The sequence below is a fragment of the uncultured Fibrella sp. genome, from assembly GCF_964250085.1.
In the GTDB taxonomy this organism is placed as follows: Bacteria; Bacteroidota; Bacteroidia; order Cytophagales; family Spirosomataceae; genus Fibrella.
Genome location: NZ_CAXUEC010000003.1, coordinates 356,163 through 376,307 on the forward strand (window position 1 = coordinate 356,163; position 20,145 = coordinate 376,307).

Here is a 20,145-nt window from a genome sequence, read left to right on the forward strand (position 1 = left end):
AGATCGAATGTTGAGGCAACACTAAAATGTCAGCCGTACGTTGGCACCGTAGTTGCGCGTGTTAGTTGGTCCGTTGATGTCCAGCCCCTGAATGTTACCTGCACCCTGCGTATTTACTTCCGGGTCACCAATGTAATGAGGCGCGTAGAAGAACAGGTTACGGCCGCTAACACCTACCGAGATGCCACCGAACGGCGTCTTGTTGAAGAACGATTTTGGGAACGAATAATTGAAGGCTACTTCACGCAGACGATACACGGTGGCATCGAAGGAGGCCGTTTCTGAAGCCAGACCACCCAGGTTGCTCCAGTACGTCTGGGCGCTCAACTGAATGTTGTTTGCGCGAAACGTACCATCGGCGTTCTGGATCACGCCGGGCAGAATCCGGGGCTGGTCGCGCTCGATACCCGTGATAGCCAGGGCACCACGCGTTAGCTGATCACTCACCACAAACGAATAAATCTGGCCTCCCTGACGTGTATCGGTCAATATCGATAAGTTGAAGCCTTTATACGAGAAGGTATTGGTTAGACCAGCCGTGTAACGGGCTTGTGGAATAGCCACGACCTGACCCGTGAGGGCGGGGGCAAACAGACCGGTTGTACCGTTGATGACAATCTGACCAGTGTATTGGCCGGTTGCATCGTAATTAGCGCCGGTTGGGTTCGTCGACTGAACGCGCGGATACGCCGAGCTAAGAATAGCACCGTACGGTTGACCAACCACGATAGATGGCGATATACCACTAAAGCCAGCTCCGGGAATCGGAGCTGAGGGTACTCCCTCCGTGATCGAAATTACCTTGTTCCGAATCAGCGTGTAGTTCAGCGAGATATCCCACTTAAAGCCACCCGACCGAACCGGCGTTGTGTTCAGGATCAGTTCAAACCCTTTGTTGCTCAACTCGCCTACGTTGGTCAGGCGCGTGTCAAACCCAGATGAGGGCGATACGGCAACCGGGAAGATCTGGTTGGTTGACCGGGTATCGAAAACCGTTGCATCCACGCTGAAGCGGTTACGAAACAAGCCTACATTAATACCTGCCTCATAAGAGGTCACAAACTCAGGCGTCAGCGCGTTACTACCAATCTGGCTGTTCACCTGAAAACCAGGCGTGCTACCCGAGGCACCTACGGCAAGCGGGAAGGTGATGCTCGCTACGTTGTTACCGTAACCAGCTTTACCATATAAGGTGTTGAGCTGATACGGATCGGCATCGCGACCAACACGGGCGGCACTCACCCGAACTTTAGCATACGAAAGCACGTCTGAATTTAGCTTGAACGCGTCGGTTGGCACGAAGCTGATCGAGGCAGACGGATAGAAATAGGTACTATTCGCTTTTGGCAGGGTAGACGATTGGTCAGCCCGTCCCGACAGTTCCAGGAAGACGTAGTTGTTATAGTTCAGCGAGAGCTGACCGTAATAACCAACCAGCCGCCGGAGGGAGGTTGATTCACTGCTGTTGGTGAACACCGATGCGTTACTGATATTATAGAAACCAGGAATCGTCAGTTGATCGCCTTGCAGGTAGTTCTCCTGGAAACGACGCTGGTTGATGTTGTTACCTAACAGCAGGTTACCGTTCAGGCCTTTCAGGAAGATATCGTCCTTCCGGGCATTGATCAGCAGGTCACCGTTCAACTCAGCCCGGAAGATGTTATCCTGAATAACAGCCCCCGTTGCATACCGGCCTGCATAGATTGGCTCAGTAATTTTCCGGCGGTCAGTGTAGGTATCAGCCGTTACCCGATACGACACGTTCAGCCATTTAGCTACATCGTACCCTACGATGAAATTACCATAAAACCGGTCAACCTGACCACGTTGTACTTCATTGTAGACGCTCCATAATGGGTTATTGGCAACAGGGCTGGTTGGCGTTGAACTGCCAGTGAAATAAATACTATTGCCTGCCGCATCCTGAAATGGTTCGCCAGCCAGGTTGTAGCTCCGTGGCACCCGCGTGATCTGCCCAAAAGCGCTACCACCGTTCCCGATTGGGGTTCCCTGCTGAACGGTTTGAACGTAGTTGGCGGTACCGCTCAGGCTGATTCCGTTCTGTAATTTGGTGGCACCCTGCAAGCCAACGTTCGTCCGAATAAATTTCGAGTTGGGAATTGTACCGTTCTGGCTCGTATTGGCCAGCAGCAGTGAGAAGTTCTTGTTCTGATCGCCCGACCGGAGGTTCACCGAGTTGTCGATGATGCTTCCCTGCTTATAAAAGTCCTGGATGTTGTTGGGGTATGCCTGGTACGGAACCGTTTGCCCCTGAATATTGGTCACCGACGTTGGGCCACCGGCAAAAATAGGTCCCCATGAGTTGGTTTGGTTGGGAACAAACAGGTTGTTCAGACCCTGACCATAGTCGTTCTGGAATTTAGGCAGACCATATACGTTCTGAACGTTATATGATGATGAGACCGTTACTTCGGTCTTGCCACCTGAGTTGCGACCGGTTTTGGTCGTAATGACAATTACCCCGGCCGATGCCCGTGAACCGTATAGTACCGCGGCGGCTGGTCCTTTCAGAACGTTGACCGACTCGATGCTCTCCGGGTTGATATCAGACAGGCGGTTCGATGACTGGGCACCAAACAATGTACTCTGACTAGCGTCTGTGCTGTTGCTGAAGATGATCCCGTCAACCACGATCAACGGCTGATTGCTACCTGTGAAAGACGTGATACCCCGAATGTTAATGTTCGTCGAGGCACCCGGCGCGCCACTTGACCCCGTGATGCTCACCCCGGCCACCTTGCCTTGCAGCGTGTTCAGCAGGTTTGGCTCCGACCGTTGTGCGAGTGCGGCTCCATTTACCTCCTGAATCGAATAGCCCAGCGAGCGTTTGTCCCGTTCAATACCCTGAGCAGTAACTACCACTTCGTCGAGGCTCTGTGCTCCGGCTGTCAGTTTAATGTTGAGTGTAGTCTGATTGCTAACTGGTACCTCCTGAGTGCCAAAACCAATGAAACTAAAAACAAGTCGGGCTCCCGTAGGTACGTTGATCTGGTAGCGACCGTCAGCATCGGTGGTTGTACCGCGCGTTGTACCTTTTACCTGGACAGACACACCCGGAAGGGTTGTGCCATCATCTGATGAAGTAACCTGGCCGCGAATAGTGGCGTCCTGTGCCAGTGTTGGCAACGAGAACAGCAGCAATAGCAGCCAACTTCCCATAAACAATCTGCTCATAGAAGTTCTGATAAGTGAATTTATGAATTGGTGAAAAATGGATTGACGCTTCCCGATTAATACAATCAATAGACTAACTGGCTTACTTGAAGGGAATAATCTGGTTTACCGGCACATCAAAAACAGGTGCCACCTGGTTAGCTTACACCTGTATAGCATCGTGTTTTTGCTATACAATATTTAGTCTATAGAATTGTTTCGATAATTCTGGAAACGTGAAGCAAATGTAAGGACAATGGAGATATTTCCGAGTTGATATTCTGAGAAAAGTATAATTATGGCAATTTCATAAGAAGTCAGTTAACCTTATGGAAAAGGTCAAATAGTAACAATAGGGCGGTTATTTAGGCTTATTTATTTCAGTTAATACTTAATTGTATATACGAGTAAATATTAAAAAAGTTATAATTAATTCTTTTTAAGAAGACCGCTATTATTCAGTTAGTTAGCTTGGCAACTTTGTAAAATTGTATGCGTATAACACACTAATAAATAAAAAATTCCCCATCGGCCGGGGCATGATGGGGAATTCGAAAAAGTGTATAGACTGATCCAGGCTTAGGCCACTACCTTTTTCGGTACGTACCTGATGGCGGGCGGCTAATTGTCGGTTATCAAGGCGTTCAAGGCTAATTCTGACGATGAAATTGGCCAGATATAGCCTGATTCAGTCGCTGCCTTTGCCGGGGCGGTTCCTTTAGCCGGAACCGTCTCCAGGAGCCGTATCAGGTCATTGTTACGTAACCCTTCTCCCAGGAACTCGATTTGCCGTTCCAACATAATAGCGCTGATGAGGCTGGCTGGCGTTGCGAAACTAGCCGCCGTGTAGGTAGTAGCGGCATCAGACCGGTTACGAACCGCGTTGAGCAGGGCCACCGCCTGAGCGTCGACTGTGTTTGTGGTCCGAACTTTGGCTTCGGCCAGGTTCAATAGCACTTCTGCGTAGCGGATCACAGGTACGTAGTCTGTATAAGGGCTTGCCGTTTTGTATTTAGTCCACCAGCTTTTGGCCGTAGCGCCCGTACCACTCGTTTTAATAAACAGGCGCCGCTTGTCGGTGTCTTTCCAGGTTGGCTCGGCAATGATCCCCTTCGGGTTTAGCGAGTACTCACCACCCCCGACGCCGCCATTGGCCACCGTTGGCGAGAAATAGAAGGCCAACTGATTCTGCGTACCTGGCGAGTCACCCGCCGTACTGGTCATCGGCATCGAAAAGATCGACTCCGTAGTTAAATAATTTGTAAACACCGTGGCAATATCGGCCTGTAGCCGGTGGGCAACACCCGTTGGTGCGGCGAACGGCGCGGTGGCACTCACAATCTTATTGGCCTCCGTAATCGCTGCTCCGTAATTCTGCATGCTCAGGTAAATCCTGGTTTTCAAGGCAATAGCAGTGTTTTTATGCGCCCGCGTGGTATTTTCGCCTGCACCTGTGTAGGACGATGGCAGACTGGCTTCGGCATCGTTCAGGTCTTTCAATATCTGGGTGTAAACTTCGGCAACCGTGCTACGGGCAATGTTCGATTCACCCGCCCCAATAATGCCTTTAAGGCGAAGAGGAACACCAGGTTTCGCTCCGTTGCCATCGGCATAAGGACGGGCATAGTACTGAAGCAGGCTATAGTAAGAGAGTCCCCGGATCAGTTTAGCTTCGGCAACGTACTTACCAGCCAAATCGGCCCCCACAACGGTAGATCCAGTGGCGGCCATGCCATCAATGAAAATGTTTGATTTATTGATGGTCGCGTAGGCGGCACTCCACAGGTTTTGCACGGCAGTGGCGCTGTTGGTGGCGTTCATGCCCCAGACGTCAGAGCCTGTTACCAGGTTCGAGGTTTCATTGATGAAATTCTCGCCTCTGATGTCGCCATAAATCACAAACCGGCCGCCGTAAAAATTACCCGCTTTCAAGGCTGCGTAGAGCGATAATAGTTGACCCTGAACACGCGACGAGGTGCTAAACGCAGACGCATCTGAAACAGAAGTCTGTGGAATTGGCGTCAATAAATCACGATTACAGGACGTGAACGTACCTACAATTGCGCCAAAGATGGCTAAGTTGATGATTGTCTTCTTCATGATGAGTAGCTGGTTAGAAGCCTGCACGTAGTCCGATGGTGATTGTCCGGGCGTTTCCGACTGTATTCCGGTCTATACCCTGCGAGCTCGTACTGTTCCCATTAGAGGATACTTCTGGATCTGGACCAGGGTATTTGGTCATTACGGCCAGGTTTTGGCCGCTGACATAGAGGCGAAGGTTGGTGATTTTGGCCCGGTTGGTGAGGCTGGCGGGTAGGGTGTAGCCGAGCGTCAGGTTGCGTAGCTTCAGGAAATCACCTTTGAATACGTTGATGTCCATCGGCGTGCCTGACCCGTTCGATACGTTATCGCCGAACACAGACTTGGGATATAACTTACCGGTATCGCCTTCTTTCTGCCAGGTTTCGGTAAGCATATCGCGGTCGTTATTCCAGAACCGTTGATCGTGCAAACCGGCATTGGTACCATAATACACATTGAAGCCAAGCTGATAGGTGAGCAGTACACCCAGATCAAAGTTGCGGTACTTGAAATTGTTGTCAAATCCGCCATATTGCTTTGGACTCACATTACCATACATGACCCCATCGGCGGCCTGCGTGATCGATGTGCCACCCGTTGGGCTAACGTACCTGGTTTTGCCGTCGGCCGTAGTCGAGTAGTTAAACTGGCCAGCAGGCGCGTAGAACTGGTAATAGACGGGCGTACCGGCTGAGTTCAGGAAAATTCGTTTGCCCGTCGTCGGGTCAACACCGGCGGTGGGTAATACCCAGAGTTGGCCAAGTGGATACCCCACCATTGTCTGGCTGACCGTTTCCAGACCCGACGTAACCGTTTGAAGGGCAGTCAGGCCGGGGGCCAGGGCAGTTACCTGGTTTTCGTTGAAGGTGATGTTGAAGTTGGACGACCACTGGAAATTTCTGGTGTTGATTACCCGTGCATTGAATGAGAGCTCAAGCCCCTTGTTATACATTGCACCCACGTTCTGAGGCGGGCTCGATGGCAGGCCGGTTGACGGAGACTGGGCTACGTTCAGAATCAGGTTGTCGATATCGTTTTTGTAGTAGGCCACTTCGCCCGTAATCCGGTCGTTGAGCAACCCAAACGTAAAGCCAATGTCAGTTTTCTTACTGGTTTCCCACTGTAGATTCGGGTTACCCACGCTCGAGAAATTCAACGTGGCTATACCGCCATACAGACCCGACGAATACGTAGAGTAAGGAGTGTAGTCGCCGATACCGCCGATGTTCCCCACTTTACCATAGCTACCCCGAATTTTGAAGCTGCTGAATAGCCGGTCCAGTCCAGCGCCTGTCCAGAAGTTCTCTTTGGTGATTTCCCACCCAGCCGACAGACCGTAGAAGATACCTTTTTTCACGCCCAATGCCGAGTATTCGTCCTGACGAACGTTGGCACCAATCAGGTATTTCTCTTTATAGTTGTAGTTTAGACGGCTAAAGCCAGACAGCAGGTAGTTCTCTCCGTAGCTTAAACCCGTTGCATTGTTTGTGACAAAACCAGCCTGGATAACCGTGTAGGCAGGATCAGACAGGGTTTGGCGGTTCAGGCCATACGCCAGTGAAGTACGGCGTTGTTGTTCCTGACCAACCAGGAGGCTGATGTTATGCGCGCCGGCAATTGTCTTGTCGAATTGAGCGGTATTGGTCCAGAGGGATGTTTTATACCGACCAAAGATACTCGATGCAGACCCCTGGGTAGAGTTGCCTTCACTGGTGATTGGTGAAGAGAACAGATCGTTATCGATATAGAGGTAATCGATACCAAACGAGCTTTTCAGCGTGATCCAGCTCACCGGCTTGATCTGAAAATAGAGGTTCGACTGAATGTGGTTGTTCTCCGAATTAGAGCGGTTCAAATCCAGCGAAGGCACTGGGTTTGGGTACGAGATAGCCGTTCCCGTTACGTTGGTGCCTGTTCCGATGGCGGGCCCGCTCACGTTGTAGGAGCCGTCATTATTGTAGGGGGCCAGAATAGGAGGAAGTACCAAACCAACCCGACCCAGCCCAGAGGTTGAGAAGGCTTCACCACTGAGCGAGCCCGATGAAGAAGATGAATAGTTCTGCTCGTTGGAGTAGGAGATCTTGCCACCAATCGTGATCAGTTTGCCTACTTTGCTATCTACGTTGAAGAGCGTGTTGATCCGTTGGAAATCGTTCTTCTTGATAATACCCTCCTGCTTGGTATAACCCGTTGAGAAATAATAGTTTGTGTTTTCACTGCCACCCGATACGTTCACGTTATGGCTTTGCGACAGACCCTGCCGGTAGATATAGTCATACCAGCGGGTGTCGATCGGGTTACCATTGGCATCGTTGGTTTGCACAAACTTGGCCGTCGATGTTGGGTTATTGGCTACCGCCTGCGTTTTGAAGGCCACGTACTCGGCGGCGTTCATCATATTGGGTAGTCGGTAGGTATTAGTAAAGCCAACCCAGCCATCGTAGTTCACTTTGACTTTGCCGGCCTTGCCTCGTTTGGTCGTGATGAATACAACCCCATTGGCCGCGCGGCTACCGTAAATGGCCGTTGCTGCCGCATCTTTGGCAATGTCCATCGTCTCAATATCATTGGGGTTGATACTGGCCAGTGGGTTTGCCGGTGCATTTGTTGAGCTGTAGTCACCCGTATAGGTCGGAATTCCGTCTACCACGATCAGCGGATACGAGCTAAGCGAGATCGAATTCGTACCGCGAATCCGAAATACGGGTGGGTTGTTCAGTACGCCGTTGGGCACCGTGATCTGCACGCCTGGACTACGCCCGGCCAGTCCGGCTTCAAAACTTTGAATGGGTGTTTGAGCGATGGCCGCTCCTTTGATGGTTGTAATACTCCCCGTTGCATCCTTCCGGGACTGGGTACCGTACCCAGTCACCACCACTTCGGTCAATTGCTGCGCATCGCCGGACAGAACAATGTTGATCGTTGTCTGATTGCTGATCGCTACCTCTTTAGCCTGATAGCCAATAAAACTGAACACTAATCGTCCACCCGCCGGAGCAGTTAACTGGTATTTGCCCTGTCCGTCTGTTGATATGCCACGGGTTGTACCCTTTACCTGTACGCTTACACCCGGAAGTGGCGTATTGTCATCTGATGACGTAACCTGGCCCCGGATGGTGATGTCCTGTGCCAACATGGGCAACGAGAACAGCATCAAGAGTAACCAGATGCCTGTAAACAGTTTTCTCATGATTTGTAGATAATTGATTTGTTAGGTGAAGCAAGGACAGATTCATGGCACCTTAATGCCGGAAGCCTATGGGTGTAATTGACAGTAATGAAAGCCAGTATAGTATTGATAATATTTGGTAATTCTGATATTGACATCTCAAAAATAAGGTTGAAGAGCTTATAATCAAATTTTAATTCTACATTAAATGTATATGACAAAATTCATAATTAATTTAAATTCTTCCATTTACATGCCATTTTATTGTGAATTAATTAGAGGAATCTACCCAGATGTATACGCTTTCATGCTGTTTGGCTAAATTTATCAAGACATAAAAAAACCGCTCCGGCGACCCGGAGCGGTTTTTTTATGTCTTGACTTTATCCGCTTACTGCCGGAACGAGTAGCCGATACGCTTGTAGTTCTGACTTGGCTTGAAGTCGGCGCTTGTGCTGTCGATAACTAAAATCAGGTTACCAAATGGCGCAGTGGCACTGCTAGCTTTAGCAACCGTAATGGTCATGGCAACCGTACTCGAGGTAGGCGCACCGGCGGCTGCAAACGTAGCAACGCCTCCATTAGAGATTGTGTAGCTTGAGGCCGCCGCCGTTGACGTTGGGTCAACAAATACACGCACCGGAAGGTCTGCGCTACGCTGCCGTCCAACCAGATTGAGTTGCGGCAAAATGGTTGCTCCAGCCGTAGTGCTGGTGGCAATAGTCAAAAGTGGGTACGTCCGGCCAACGCTTGCTGCATTGATTACAGCTGGCTGAAACTCTACCTGTGGAGTTTCAGGATCGAACACCTTATTAAGGTCATTGTTGCAGGCGTACAAGCTGATGAGGGCTAGCAGGCAGAGGGCAATGGTTGTTATTTTTTTCATTGAAGTCAGTAGTTTGGCAAATCAGGCAGGCTATGGAAAGAAGCTAGCAGCCTGGTAATGCGCGATTAGTAACCGAAATTCTGCTTGATGCCTGCGTTTGTCGACAATTCGTTGACCGGAATAGGAGCTAAATAACGGAAGTCACCATAAATCAGCCCACCACCTTGTGCGGCGGCTTTCACTACGTTTTGGCTCGTACGTTTCAAATCAAACCAGCGATGTCCTTCAAACCCAAACTCTAGCCGAGCCTGACGATAGATTTCCGCCAGTAGGGGAGCGCCGGTCAGCGTTGTTGACGCAGGCAAGCCAGCCCGTGTACGAATCACGTTCAGATCAGCTAGCGCATCAGCCGTGTTGCCAAGGAAATAGTTGGCCTCGGCCCGGTTCAGGTAAAGTTCTGAAACCCGAATCGCAGGTACGTTATCCAGGTTGATCGTACCGTTTTTGCCTAGAAACTTAGTCGATTCAATGAAGGCTGCACCACGACCAGTTGTGCCAAGCTCATACAATTGGCGCCGGATATCCAACACGGTGCCCGTCGAGCTTTTTTCTGCTTCCAGATCAGCAATGAACGCAGTTGTTGGCACAAGGTCACCAAAGCCACCAGTGGTAGTGCGGTCCCCCGTCCGAACCAGCGTCGTGTAGGTCGTTTGCAGAGACGTGTTCACACCAATGTTCTCTGAGTTAACAGCAAACTGAACCTCAAATAGCGACTCTGGCTGTTTTGGCGCACGCCACCCACCCACATAGGAAGCATTGTCAGACAGTTTGATGGAACCGGCAATCGCGGCTGTAGCATACTTCACGGCAGTAGCATAGTCTTTGTTGTACAAGGCAACCCGCGAAAACAAGGCGTTGGCTGCCTGAACGTTGGCATAGTTAGGGGCAGCCGCATAGCCATTTGAGCGGGTCAGTGCGGTGATCGCACTTTGCAGGTCACTATAGATTTGCTTATACACATCGGCAATAGCCGGACGGGTAGGAAAGGTGATCTTGCTCTGGTCGGCAACCCCCACAAGTAAGAGAGGCACGCCACCCTTGTTTTGCGAAGCAATTTCAGCACCAGGATCGTAGGCATAGATACGCATTAGATCATGGTACAATAAAGCGCGCAGGAAATAAGCTTGTCCCTGATAGCTGTTCCGACGGGCCGTATCGGCTGCCGCGACGGTTACAGTGCCAATATTGTCCAGAATCAGGTTTGCCTGGTTAATAGCAAAATAAGCCGTTAACCATGAACCGCCAGAGGATGTCGCCGTACCAAACGTGTTGTTGGCTATGTTCCTGTTTTCGTTTGCTAAACGGCCTGACTTGTTTGTGAACTGAGCATTGTCACCCAATGCTTCAGAGACCGCTAACATGTCGCGACCGTACAGAACGACAGATTGTAATCGGTCATAGATACCATTCACACCGGCATCAAGGCCTTCAATGGTTTTCAGTGCAGTCTCGGCGTTTACAGCTGTTCTGGGCTTAACCTCCAACAGGGAACTGTCTTTACAAGCCGAGATCGTCAGTAGACCCGCTGTCAGCAAGCTTGCCGACAGGATTAGTTTATATGTGCGCATAGCGTCTAAGATCGGAGTTCAGAATTAAAACGTTATGTTGATACCGGCCTGATAGGTCTTCGAGTTTGGTACCAAGCCGCTATTGCCTGAGCCAAAGTTCAGGAATTCGGGGTCATAGCTCGTCCAGTTCGTAACGGTAATCAGGTTGGCACCTTGAACATAGATGCGGGCTTTAGATGCCTTTATCTTACGGGCAATCACAGCAGGAATGTCATACGCTAACGTTACCTGCTTCAAACGGAGGTACGAGGCGTCTTCCAGAGTACGTGTTCCCCCTAAGTTGCTCACGCTATTGACTTCGGCATTGGCATTGTAGGCACGGGGTACGTCGGTGATGTCGCCCGGTTTCTGCCAGCGACGCTCATAGAACGATTGGAGGGCGTTGAAGTTACGACCTGCGTTTTCTTCCAGGAATGACGTCTGCGAGTTGAATGAGCGCCGACCGTAATCAAACTGAAACAGGAAGTCGAGTGATAAGCCACCATAGACAAACGTGTTGTTGAACCCACCATAGAATTTAGGTAGCTCGGTGCCAAAGTACTTCTGGTCACGTGGCGTCAGCGGACGATAGGTTATGTTGCCAGCGTAATCATAGAACATTGCCCGTCCTGTAGCTGGGTTCACACCGGCGTAGTCTGTCGTGTATTGTGGTTGTAACGGACGACCCAGAATCGCGTTCCGGCCTACACCGTAGAAATCAGTATAGCTTAGCAGGACTGTGCTATCAGGGTTGAGCAATGGAACGATACCCGGATATAGTTTCGTGACTTTGTTAGCAATCGACGTAATGTTGAACGACGATTTCCACTGAAACTGACCCGACCGAACATTCACCGTATTGATCTCCAGCTCGATTCCTTTGTTCTGCACTTCACCGGCATTACGGGCAATAGAGCTGTAGCCACTTGTGAAGGGCAGGTTGAAAGGCAGAAGCAGGTCTTTACTGGTACGCTGGAACACGTCGACCGAACCGGTAATGCGGTTGCCGAAGAAGCCAAAGTCAAGACCCAGGTTGATGGTTTCGTTGGTTTCCCACTTCAGATCGGGGTTTGCCAATTGGCTGGGAGAAAAACCGGCTGCTCCGTTGTAGTCATTTCCCGGACTAACCAATCCTAGGCTAGGGAAGTTGGCTGCACCGAACGCTGAGCCTAACTGGTCGTTACCTGTTGTTCCGAAAGACGCCCGCAGCTTAAGGTCGCTTATGGTAGACTTGCCTTTCAGGAAGCTCTCTTCAGAGATCAACCAGGCACCCGATACGGATGGGAAGAAACCAAACCGGTTGTTGGCACCAAACCGGCTCGAGCCATCAAGACGACCAATGAAGCTCAGGTCATATTTGCGGTTGAAATTGTACTTGATATTACCGAATACCGACCCTTTGCGGTAGCCTGTCCAGCTACCACCAATGCTGACCGGTAGCGCCGCTGCATTGGCGTACTGGAAATCAGGCGTAGGTACGTTGGTAATGTTGGATGACAGGTTTTCGTTGATATCTGAGCGATACTCAGCACCTAACAGCACACCTACGTCATGCTTACCAGCAAAAATCTTGTTATAGTTGGCCGTGATGTTCGTCAGGAAGTTTTTATTTTCATTCAACTGATCCTGAATCCGGCCGCGCACGTTGAACCCGTCGGCCGTACGTGGGTCAGAGAAGTTATGACCACGAATAGACCGATAATCTATGCTGGCAAATGGCCGGATGGTCAAATTGTCGTTCACTTTGTAGTTCAGCGCAAGGCTACCAACAAAGCTGTTCTGATTGGCCCGTATGGTGTTCAGTTCACTCACCTGAACAATGTTCTGGTTCAGGACACCCGGAATACCACCTAATGCAGGCGTACCGTAGTACGATCCGTCAGGGTTGTAAATGGGTACGCTTGGTAGAATCAGGGGCGATGAGAACGCAGCCGCACCCAGGAAAGAACCGCCGTTTGGCGAACCAAACTGACCGCGCGACGTGATGGTAGTCAACTTGAGCGTTTGCTCAATGCTGAGTTTGTTATTGATCTGGTGGGTCAGCGTTGTGTTGATCGTACCACGCGCAAAGTCAATATTGATAATGTTGGCACTTTGCGTGTAGTACGAGCCAGATACGAAGAAACGGGTCTTCTCATTACCACCGCTCAGGCCCAACTCGTAGTTATTGGTTTGCCCCTGTTTATAAACGGCATCCTGCCAATCGTAAGATGGAAGCGCTGCTATCTCAGTTTCTCCTAGATTAATTGGTAACCGTAACGTGCTTAATACGCTCGTCAAGGAGTTTACGGGTGTAGTACCCGCATTCACCAAATTCTCCGTACGCAACTTGATCCAGTCCTGCGTATTCAGAACGGCCAGTTTCTTGATCGGGTCTGAGATACCCTTATAATAGTTGAATGTTATGGCCGTTTTACCCGCCTTACCACGTTTTGTTGTCACAAGTACTACACCGTTTGCTGCCTGCGAACCGTAGATAGACGCCGCCGCGGCATCTTTCAGGATTTCGATATTCTCGATATCACTTGGGTTCAGGAACGCAAGTGGGTTGCTGCTGGTAAAGCTTGAGTTGTTGGTGGTGTTGATCTGCACACCGTCAATAACGTAGAGCGGATCACTACCGGCTGAGATCGAACCAACCCCCCGGATACGAATCTGGATGGCTCCACCCGGTACCCCGTTGGCCGACGTTACCTGAACACCGGCAGCACGTCCGGCCAGTGCCTTATCGAAGCTACCAACAGGTATGTTGCTGATTTGCGCACCCGTTACTTTAGAAATGGCCCCGGTGAATTCCCGGCGGTTCACTGTTCCGCCATAACCCGTTACCACGACCTCATCAAGGCTTTGCGCACCGGCAACCAGCTTTACATTCACCTCGGTTTGCGTACCAACCGTAATCTCCTGGTTGGCATAGCCGATGAAGCTGTAAATAAGCTTAGCCCCTTTCGGCGCACTGATCCGGTAGCTACCGGTTGCATCAGTTACGGAACCGCGTGTAGTACCTCTTACCTGCACGCTCACACCCGGCAAAACCGAGTCATCATCGGATGAAGTTACTCGGCCAGTTATTGCTACATCCTGTGCCAACGCGGGCAGAGCGAGAAGCAATAGAAGCAGCCAGCTTCCCAATAAAGATTTGCTCATAGAAGTTTGACGATAGAATTAGTTTGTTGAATATGATTAAACGGTAGCAAAATTATTTAATACAACCATAACACAACAATAATGTTCCAAAATTATTTAACTTTTCGTCTTAATTTGCACGAAGTATCAATTGAACTATAGCATGAATAGCCAAAGAAAATTTGCAGTATCGGCCTGTCTAGTTGGATTTATTACTGTTTATGCAGATTGTGTGTATGCGCAGATAATCCCGATAAAGTTACAAATCGATAAGCTCGCCGCTTCAGTTGAGGGGAAGGTTGTTAGCTGGCGCCGGGATTTCCACCAGAACCCTGAATTGGGGAACCGGGAAACACGTACGGCCGGTATTATCGCCGCTCATTTGCATGCTCTGGGAATAGAAGTGCAGACAGGTGTCGGTAAAACGGGGGTCGTTGGTATTCTGAAAGGAGGGAAGCCCGGACCAGTAGTAGCACTGCGGGCCGATATGGACGGGCTACCCGTCACCGAACGCGTAAATCTACCCTTCAAATCGACGGTGACCACTGAGTACAATAACCAGCAAACGGGCGTGATGCATGCCTGTGGTCATGATACGCACGTGGCCATGCTGATGGGAGCCGCTGAAGTACTGGCATCCATGAAGACCGAACTGAAAGGCACTGTGAAGTTCATTTTTCAACCAGCCGAAGAAGGTGCCCCCGTTGGTGAAGAAGGGGGCGCACAGTTGATGGTGAAAGAAGGCGTACTGGAAAATCCAAAGGTCGACGCCATTTTTGGACTCCATATCAATTCACAAACCGAGGTAGGAACCATCAAGTACCGTCCCGGTGCTACCATGGCGGCCGTGGATCAGTATGCCATCAAAATCCGGGGTAAACAAACGCACGGCGCGGCGCCCTGGTCGGGGGTTGACCCAATTGTGACGGGTGCTCAGGTTATTATGGGACTGCAAACGATCGTTAGCCGGAACGTAGTGCTGACGGACAATGCCGCTGTTGTGACGGTCGGTGCGTTTCATGGTGGCATCCGCCAGAATATCATTCCTGAAGAAGCCAACATGATCGGCACCATTCGCACATTTAGTCCCGAAGCGCAGCAGTTGGTTCATCGCCGCATTAACGAAATCGCCACAGGTATTGCGTCGAGTGCCGGGGCAAAAGCCGACGTAAAGATCGACATTATGTACCCGGTCACGTATAATGACCCTGCCCTTACCGACCGGATGGTGCCAACACTGGAAGCAATGGCCGGGAAAGACAACATTAAGTTAACGCCCGCGCAAACCGGGGCGGAAGACTTTTCTTTCTATCAGAAAAAAGTGCCCGGTTTCTTCTACTTCCTGGGTGGTATGACAAAAGGTAAGAAACTGGAAGACGCGGCCCCCCACCACACGCCCGATTTTCAGATCGACGAGAGCTGCTTCACGCTGGGAGTCCGCTCACTCTGCCACCTCACGGTTGATTACATGGAGCAGAAGACGAAGAAATAAGTTAGTGGTAGAGGCCTGGCCATTGACAGACAGCCTGCCAATGGCTAGGCCTCTACACTTCTGTTGCGGAGTATGCGGGAGAGAAGACTAGGTAAGAACCGTTTGAGGTAGATGCCCAGCAGTTCCGTACCACCGATGTACACTTCCTCACGCTTGGTGGCTACGGCCTTCAGAATACGCCGGGCACACTCGCCGGCAGCCATGCCCTGTTCCTGATGGGTATCTGATTTGCCATATCTGCCGCCCTGCGCATCGAGTGCTGATTGGGAAATGGGCGTTTTGATGTAGCCGGGGCAAACGATTGTAACATTGAGGCCTTCACTAGCTACTTCGGCACGGAGGGAATCGAAAAAGCCGTGCAGCGCGTGTTTAGACGCGCAATAGCCCGACCGCTGTTTCACGCCTATCTTACCCGAAACACTGCTGGTAACGACAAAATGACCGCCTTTTTGAGCGAGCATGGTTGGTAGAACGGCCTGTGTGAGGGCAATGGCCCCAAAAAAGTTGACATCCATCAGCCGACGGTACACGGCAAAATCGGTCTCGCTCACAAAGCTGCGTTGGGTAATACCTGCGTTCAGAAAAACAGAATCGATTTGTCCGAATTGCGCTAACACGGTTTGAACATGCGTCGGCAGTAACGCCTCGTCGGTGACGTCGAGTGGCAGGATCAGCAAGTGGCTGTCGGGTAATCCGGTGGCGGCGGCCACGCGTTGCAGTTCGTCCAGCCGCCTTGCCGACAGCACCAGCCGGGTTCCCTGCCGGGCCAGTTCCATTGCCAGCGCTTCGCCAATGCCCGACGATGCCCCGGTTATCCAGGCTACTTTAGTTTTAGGTGTCAAGTTCAGGATTCAGTTAACGTTCAAAGTTTAATGGCCCCGCTGGTTAGCCATTGAGCGAAGCCGCTTTGGACCCTGGACAGTAGTAGGCATTGAACCTCATTTCTTCCCCCATTCAGACGGATTCGTGCGCCAGTCGGCTAGCGAGGCCAGGGCGTCGACGGGAATGTAGTTGAGGGCTTGAGCTTCCTGCACCAACGTGTTGTACTGGCTGAGGCATACCAGTTTCACACCGGCCCGCGCGAAATTTTCATCGGCAACGGCGAATCCGTAGGTGAAAATAGCGATCATGCCAATCACATCGGCACCAGCCTGCCGAAGCACCTCAACCACTTTGAGCGAACTGCCGCCGGTAGAAATAAGGTCTTCGACCACCACGACTTTCGGCCGGCCGGTTGGTCCGTCAGCGTCTAACCGGCCTTCGATCTGGTTACCCATGCCGTGCTTTTTGGGCTCCGGCCGAACGTAGCAGTAGGGAAGGTCCAGAACATCGGCTACCAGTGCGCCCTGGGGAATACCAGCGGTAGCCACACCAGCCATCACCTGCACATCGGGGAATTCCTGCCGTACGGCATCGGCCAGCGCCTGTTTGATGTAGGTACGTACCTGCGGATACGCCAGTGTAACCCGGTTATCGCAATAAATCGGTGATTTCCAGCCCGAACTCCAGGTAAATGGGTCGGAGGGGCGAAGGCGAACGGCCTGCACATCGAGTAGATGGCGGGCAACAGTTTGTGCAACAGACGACAAAATAGATGGCTTATATTGATTGAACTGCAAACTTTGCCAAACTTCTGCGCTTTGACAAAAGTAGGTTAATCTATACGTCTATTTTTTATGTACCAGATTGATCGATTATTCCCGGCTGAAAAACCGCCTGCCGCCCACTAACCCATTCATAAATACCTACCCCAAATGACTAAACTACTCCTGGTACTGGCCATGTTGCCTGTTTCTTTACTCATGGGGCAAACCTACCCAACCATTGGTAACGTTGTCCGGCTCGACCCAAGACTGGATCAACTCGTGGCAAAAGATGCCAGGATAGAGGTGTTGGCCTCCGGTTTTGTGTGGGCAGAAGGGCCGGTCTGGATAAAGCCAGGTACGTCCGCGGTGGCTTCAGGTACGTCTACTGCCGGTTATTTGTTGTTCTCTGACGTACCCAAAAACACTATCTACCGCTGGACAGCCGAAGATGGCTGCCAGCCGTTTCTGACACCTGCCGGCTACACGGGACTGGGCAGATATAGCGACGAGCCCGGTTCGAACGGGCTTACGATCGACGCCCAGGGACGGCTCATCGCCTGCGAGCATGGCGACCGCCGGGTATCGGCTATGCCATTGGCCGGGCTGGGCGGTAAACAAACACTGGCCGACCGCTATCAGGGCAAACGATTCAATAGCCCCAACGACGTGGTTACTCACCCGAACGGTAGCTACTACTTTACCGATCCACCCTATGGACTGGCAGGAAAAGAGAACGATCCGACCCGCGAAACAACCGTGTTTGGGGTGTATCGTGTGTCGGCTAAGGGCGACGTGTTGCTGCTGGTCAGCGACTTAACCCGTCCGAACGGCCTTGCTTTTTCGCCCGATTACAAGACCCTTTATGTGGCCCAGTCTGATTTGTCGCAGCCGGTCGTCAAAGCCTATCCCGTTCTGGCCGACGGTTCGGTGGGGACCGGTCGAACTGTATTCGATGCATCGGCACTGGTGAAGCAAGGACTTAAAGGAGCACCCGACGGACTGAAAGTGGATCAGCAGGGAAACCTCTGGGCCACGGGGCCGGGTGGTGTTCTGGTGATTGCGCCCGACCCAAAAGGCGGGCTGGGTACGTTGCTGGGCCGAATTGATCCGGGCGAAGCGACGGCGAACTGTGCCTGGGGCAATGACGGACATACGCTCTATATCACGGCCGATATGTATCTCTGCCGCATCAGCGTGCTCGCAAAAGGAGCAGGCTTTTAACGATTTCAGGGAGTACACAGATGATGCCTGGTGCGGTACACACTACCGCACCAGGCATCATCTGTACCGCGTCGGGCAACGCGTCAAGGCATGCTCAGATGCCGGGCAACTGGCCAGCCAGGCCAATCTGGATGTCGGTGACGCAGTTGTTCATACCCTGCTGGTCAACTACCCGATACACCTCGCGTACGCACCCATCATACACGTAGTCGGCGGCATAAAACTGGGTGAATAACGCTTCATATACGCCGCCGAGGTCGCGCCATGAGCCAGTGTATGTGTAATGGGCACAGCGAAACGCAGGTACATAGTGAACGGCAAAATTGCTGCCGGGTAGGCCCAACACACGGGAGCGGATGGGAAGAGCGATATGCAGATCAAAGTCATCATCCGGGTGCCCCGAGAAGCCGCTATACAGCCATTGGGTTGGCACCGCCGCGTTGATGCCGAGCCTGATTGCTTCTGCGCAGAGCTGCCGATTGGCCGCGCCGCCCGTTTCGGCCAGCGCCGGGAGGCTCGTGCGTAACCTGGTTGTCAGTGCCAGGAATGGTTCGATATCCTTGACTGTCAAGGCATTTTCCGGAATTGATAAGGTTGTTGTCATTAGTAGTTTGGTTTTGGTGAACGACCAAACCGAAGGTAGAGCAACGTAGTGACAACCCTATGTCAGTAGGGTACGGGGGCTTCCGAATAGTGCGTCTTTAGTTCGTCGGTGAGCGTTAGCATGGTGGTTTTCAGGTTTTCGGGCTGCTCGATCATCGCCATCCGGCCAAACATCAGTAGCCAGCGGCACAGCCCCTGAGGATGCTGCGTCAGAAAGATCATTCGCACCTGATCGCCCTGCACTTCTTCCGACAGAAACCCGTACGAAAAGCGTTGCTGCTCGGTAAATCGGGCAGCGTACTTGTCGAATAAGACAATGACCTCCGTCAACGTTCTTTTTTCCCGGAAACGGGCCAGATAATCCTGAAGCGAGAGCAGCGATTGCCGGGAGAATAACTGGCAGGTGACCGTCAGTTGGCGAATCCGATCGGTGCGGAAATCGCGGTAGTCCTTGCGGAGGCGGCAAAACGCGATCAGGTGCCAGCCCGAACTGTAGTGATATAGGCCAATCGGTTCCACTTCGCGGGTCGTATGATCGTCATTATACGGCGTCTGGTAGTCGATCGCGAGAACAAGCTGTTGCACACAGGCCGACTGGATCTGGTTCAGCAACTGATCGGAAAAAGGAGTGGGGCGGGGATAATTCGAGATACCAATAAGCGGCTCCAACTCGTCGAGATGCTCTTTTTCGTCACGCTTCAACACCGATTTTACTTTATACAGCGCCGACTCGTAAGGTTCCTTCAGCGAGAGGTCGGCCATTCGGGCAACCAGTTTCGAGCCAAACACCAGCGCACTGGCTTCGGCATTGGTAAACATGACCGGTGGCAGGTGGTAACCATCCAGAAAATACCCAACGCCCGCTTCGGCCCCAATGGGAACACCCGCTTCTTCCAACGCCCGAATGTCGCGATAAACCGTGCGCAGGCTGATGGAAAACCGGTCGGCCAGGTCCTGTGCCCGCACCACCCGTTTGCTTTGAAGATGAATCAGAATGGCCGTCAGGCGGTCGATGCGGTTCATAAGTCGGGAGACAACAGGCCGTAAACTGGTACAGGTACGTTACTGGTACGTGGTGAATGCCGCTTCTTGATTCATGGCTACTTTTCTTAGGCCGTAGACTGGCAGGCGCTCTTCGTAGGAAAGCGGATGATCGGAAAAATAACAAAATAGCAGCGGGTAAACTTAACAAACCGGACAGGCCTAAAAAAGCTTTTTCTGCGATGATTGAGCTAAAAGCAGGCCCGTATACCCTTTAT

General features: G+C 51.5%; 12 protein-coding genes. 2 read left to right on the forward strand and 10 right to left on the reverse strand.

Annotated elements, in window-relative coordinates; translation table 11 throughout:
- Positions 1-21 precede the first annotated feature (21 nt).
- The 6 genes from ACFE8Q_RS10965 to ACFE8Q_RS10990 form a co-directional block, all read right to left on the reverse strand.
- Positions 22-3,195 (reverse strand): SusC/RagA family TonB-linked outer membrane protein, encoded by a 3,174-nt coding sequence (locus ACFE8Q_RS10965; protein ID WP_375445435.1) that lies wholly within the window; start codon positions 3,193-3,195, stop codon positions 22-24.
- 600 nt (positions 3,196-3,795) lie between these two features.
- A complete protein-coding gene (locus ACFE8Q_RS10970) occupies positions 3,796-5,274 on the reverse strand; it encodes a RagB/SusD family nutrient uptake outer membrane protein (RefSeq protein WP_375445436.1) in 1,479 nt (492 codons plus the stop codon).
- A gap of 13 nt (positions 5,275-5,287) precedes the next feature.
- Positions 5,288-8,446 carry a SusC/RagA family TonB-linked outer membrane protein gene (locus ACFE8Q_RS10975; protein ID WP_375445437.1) on the reverse strand — a complete coding sequence of 1,053 codons (3,159 nt, stop codon included), beginning with the start codon at positions 8,444-8,446 and terminating at the stop codon, positions 5,288-5,290.
- 370 nt (positions 8,447-8,816) lie between these two features.
- Positions 8,817-9,311: a hypothetical protein gene (locus tag ACFE8Q_RS10980; protein WP_375445438.1), complete on the reverse strand. Its 495-nt coding sequence runs from the start codon at positions 9,309-9,311 to the stop codon at positions 8,817-8,819.
- Between the two features lie 65 nt (positions 9,312-9,376).
- Entirely contained in the window at positions 9,377-10,879 is a 1,503-nt protein-coding gene (locus ACFE8Q_RS10985) for a RagB/SusD family nutrient uptake outer membrane protein (protein WP_375445439.1), read from the reverse strand.
- A 24-nt stretch (positions 10,880-10,903) separates the two neighbouring features.
- Entirely contained in the window at positions 10,904-14,005 is a 3,102-nt protein-coding gene (locus tag ACFE8Q_RS10990; protein ID WP_375445440.1) for a SusC/RagA family TonB-linked outer membrane protein, read from the reverse strand.
- Between the two features lie 211 nt (positions 14,006-14,216).
- Between ACFE8Q_RS10990 and ACFE8Q_RS10995 the strand changes: the two genes are divergently transcribed.
- Positions 14,217-15,476, forward strand: coding sequence for an amidohydrolase (locus ACFE8Q_RS10995; RefSeq protein WP_375445441.1), 1,260 nt, complete (start codon positions 14,217-14,219; stop codon positions 15,474-15,476).
- A gap of 44 nt (positions 15,477-15,520) precedes the next feature.
- Here the strand turns inward: ACFE8Q_RS10995 and ACFE8Q_RS11000 are convergent, their stop codons facing one another.
- Entirely contained in the window at positions 15,521-16,252 is a 732-nt protein-coding gene (locus ACFE8Q_RS11000; protein ID WP_375445954.1) for an SDR family oxidoreductase, read from the reverse strand.
- Between the two features lie 162 nt (positions 16,253-16,414).
- Positions 16,415-17,065: an orotate phosphoribosyltransferase gene (pyrE, locus tag ACFE8Q_RS11005; RefSeq protein WP_375445442.1), complete on the reverse strand. Its 651-nt coding sequence runs from the start codon at positions 17,063-17,065 to the stop codon at positions 16,415-16,417.
- 165 nt (positions 17,066-17,230) lie between these two features.
- Here pyrE and ACFE8Q_RS11010 point away from each other — a divergent pair, with 165 nt between their 5' ends.
- Positions 17,231-18,283, forward strand: coding sequence for an SMP-30/gluconolactonase/LRE family protein (locus ACFE8Q_RS11010; RefSeq protein ID WP_375445443.1), 1,053 nt, complete (start codon positions 17,231-17,233; stop codon positions 18,281-18,283).
- Between the two features lie 94 nt (positions 18,284-18,377).
- Here the strand turns inward: ACFE8Q_RS11010 and ACFE8Q_RS11015 are convergent, their stop codons facing one another.
- Positions 18,378-18,887, reverse strand: a complete 510-nt coding sequence (locus tag ACFE8Q_RS11015; RefSeq protein ID WP_375445444.1) for a GyrI-like domain-containing protein — start codon at positions 18,885-18,887, stop codon at positions 18,378-18,380.
- A 62-nt stretch (positions 18,888-18,949) separates the two neighbouring features.
- Positions 18,950-19,909 (reverse strand): helix-turn-helix transcriptional regulator, encoded by a 960-nt coding sequence (locus tag ACFE8Q_RS11020; protein WP_375445445.1) that lies wholly within the window; start codon positions 19,907-19,909, stop codon positions 18,950-18,952.
- Positions 19,910-20,145 lie beyond the last annotated feature (236 nt).

Coding starts and splice junctions, on each gene's coding strand:
- ACFE8Q_RS10965 (WP_375445435.1), bottom strand. CDS start 3,195: ATGAGCAGATTGTTTATGGGAAGTTGGCTGCTATTGCTGCTGTTCTCG.
- ACFE8Q_RS10970 (WP_375445436.1), bottom strand. CDS start 5,274: ATGAAGAAGACAATCATCAACTTAGCCATCTTTGGCGCAATTGTAGGT.
- ACFE8Q_RS10975 (WP_375445437.1), bottom strand. CDS start 8,446: ATGAGAAAACTGTTTACAGGCATCTGGTTACTCTTGATGCTGTTCTCG.
- ACFE8Q_RS10980 (WP_375445438.1), bottom strand. CDS start 9,311: ATGAAAAAAATAACAACCATTGCCCTCTGCCTGCTAGCCCTCATCAGC.
- ACFE8Q_RS10985 (WP_375445439.1), bottom strand. CDS start 10,879: ATGCGCACATATAAACTAATCCTGTCGGCAAGCTTGCTGACAGCGGGT.
- ACFE8Q_RS10990 (WP_375445440.1), bottom strand. CDS start 14,005: ATGAGCAAATCTTTATTGGGAAGCTGGCTGCTTCTATTGCTTCTCGCT.
- ACFE8Q_RS11000 (WP_375445954.1), bottom strand. CDS start 16,252: ATGGAACTGGCCCGGCAGGGAACCCGGCTGGTGCTGTCGGCAAGGCGG.
- ACFE8Q_RS11010 (WP_375445443.1), top strand. CDS start 17,231: ATGACTAAACTACTCCTGGTACTGGCCATGTTGCCTGTTTCTTTACTC.
- ACFE8Q_RS11015 (WP_375445444.1), bottom strand. CDS start 18,887: ATGACAACAACCTTATCAATTCCGGAAAATGCCTTGACAGTCAAGGAT.
- ACFE8Q_RS11020 (WP_375445445.1), bottom strand. CDS start 19,909: ATGAACCGCATCGACCGCCTGACGGCCATTCTGATTCATCTTCAAAGC.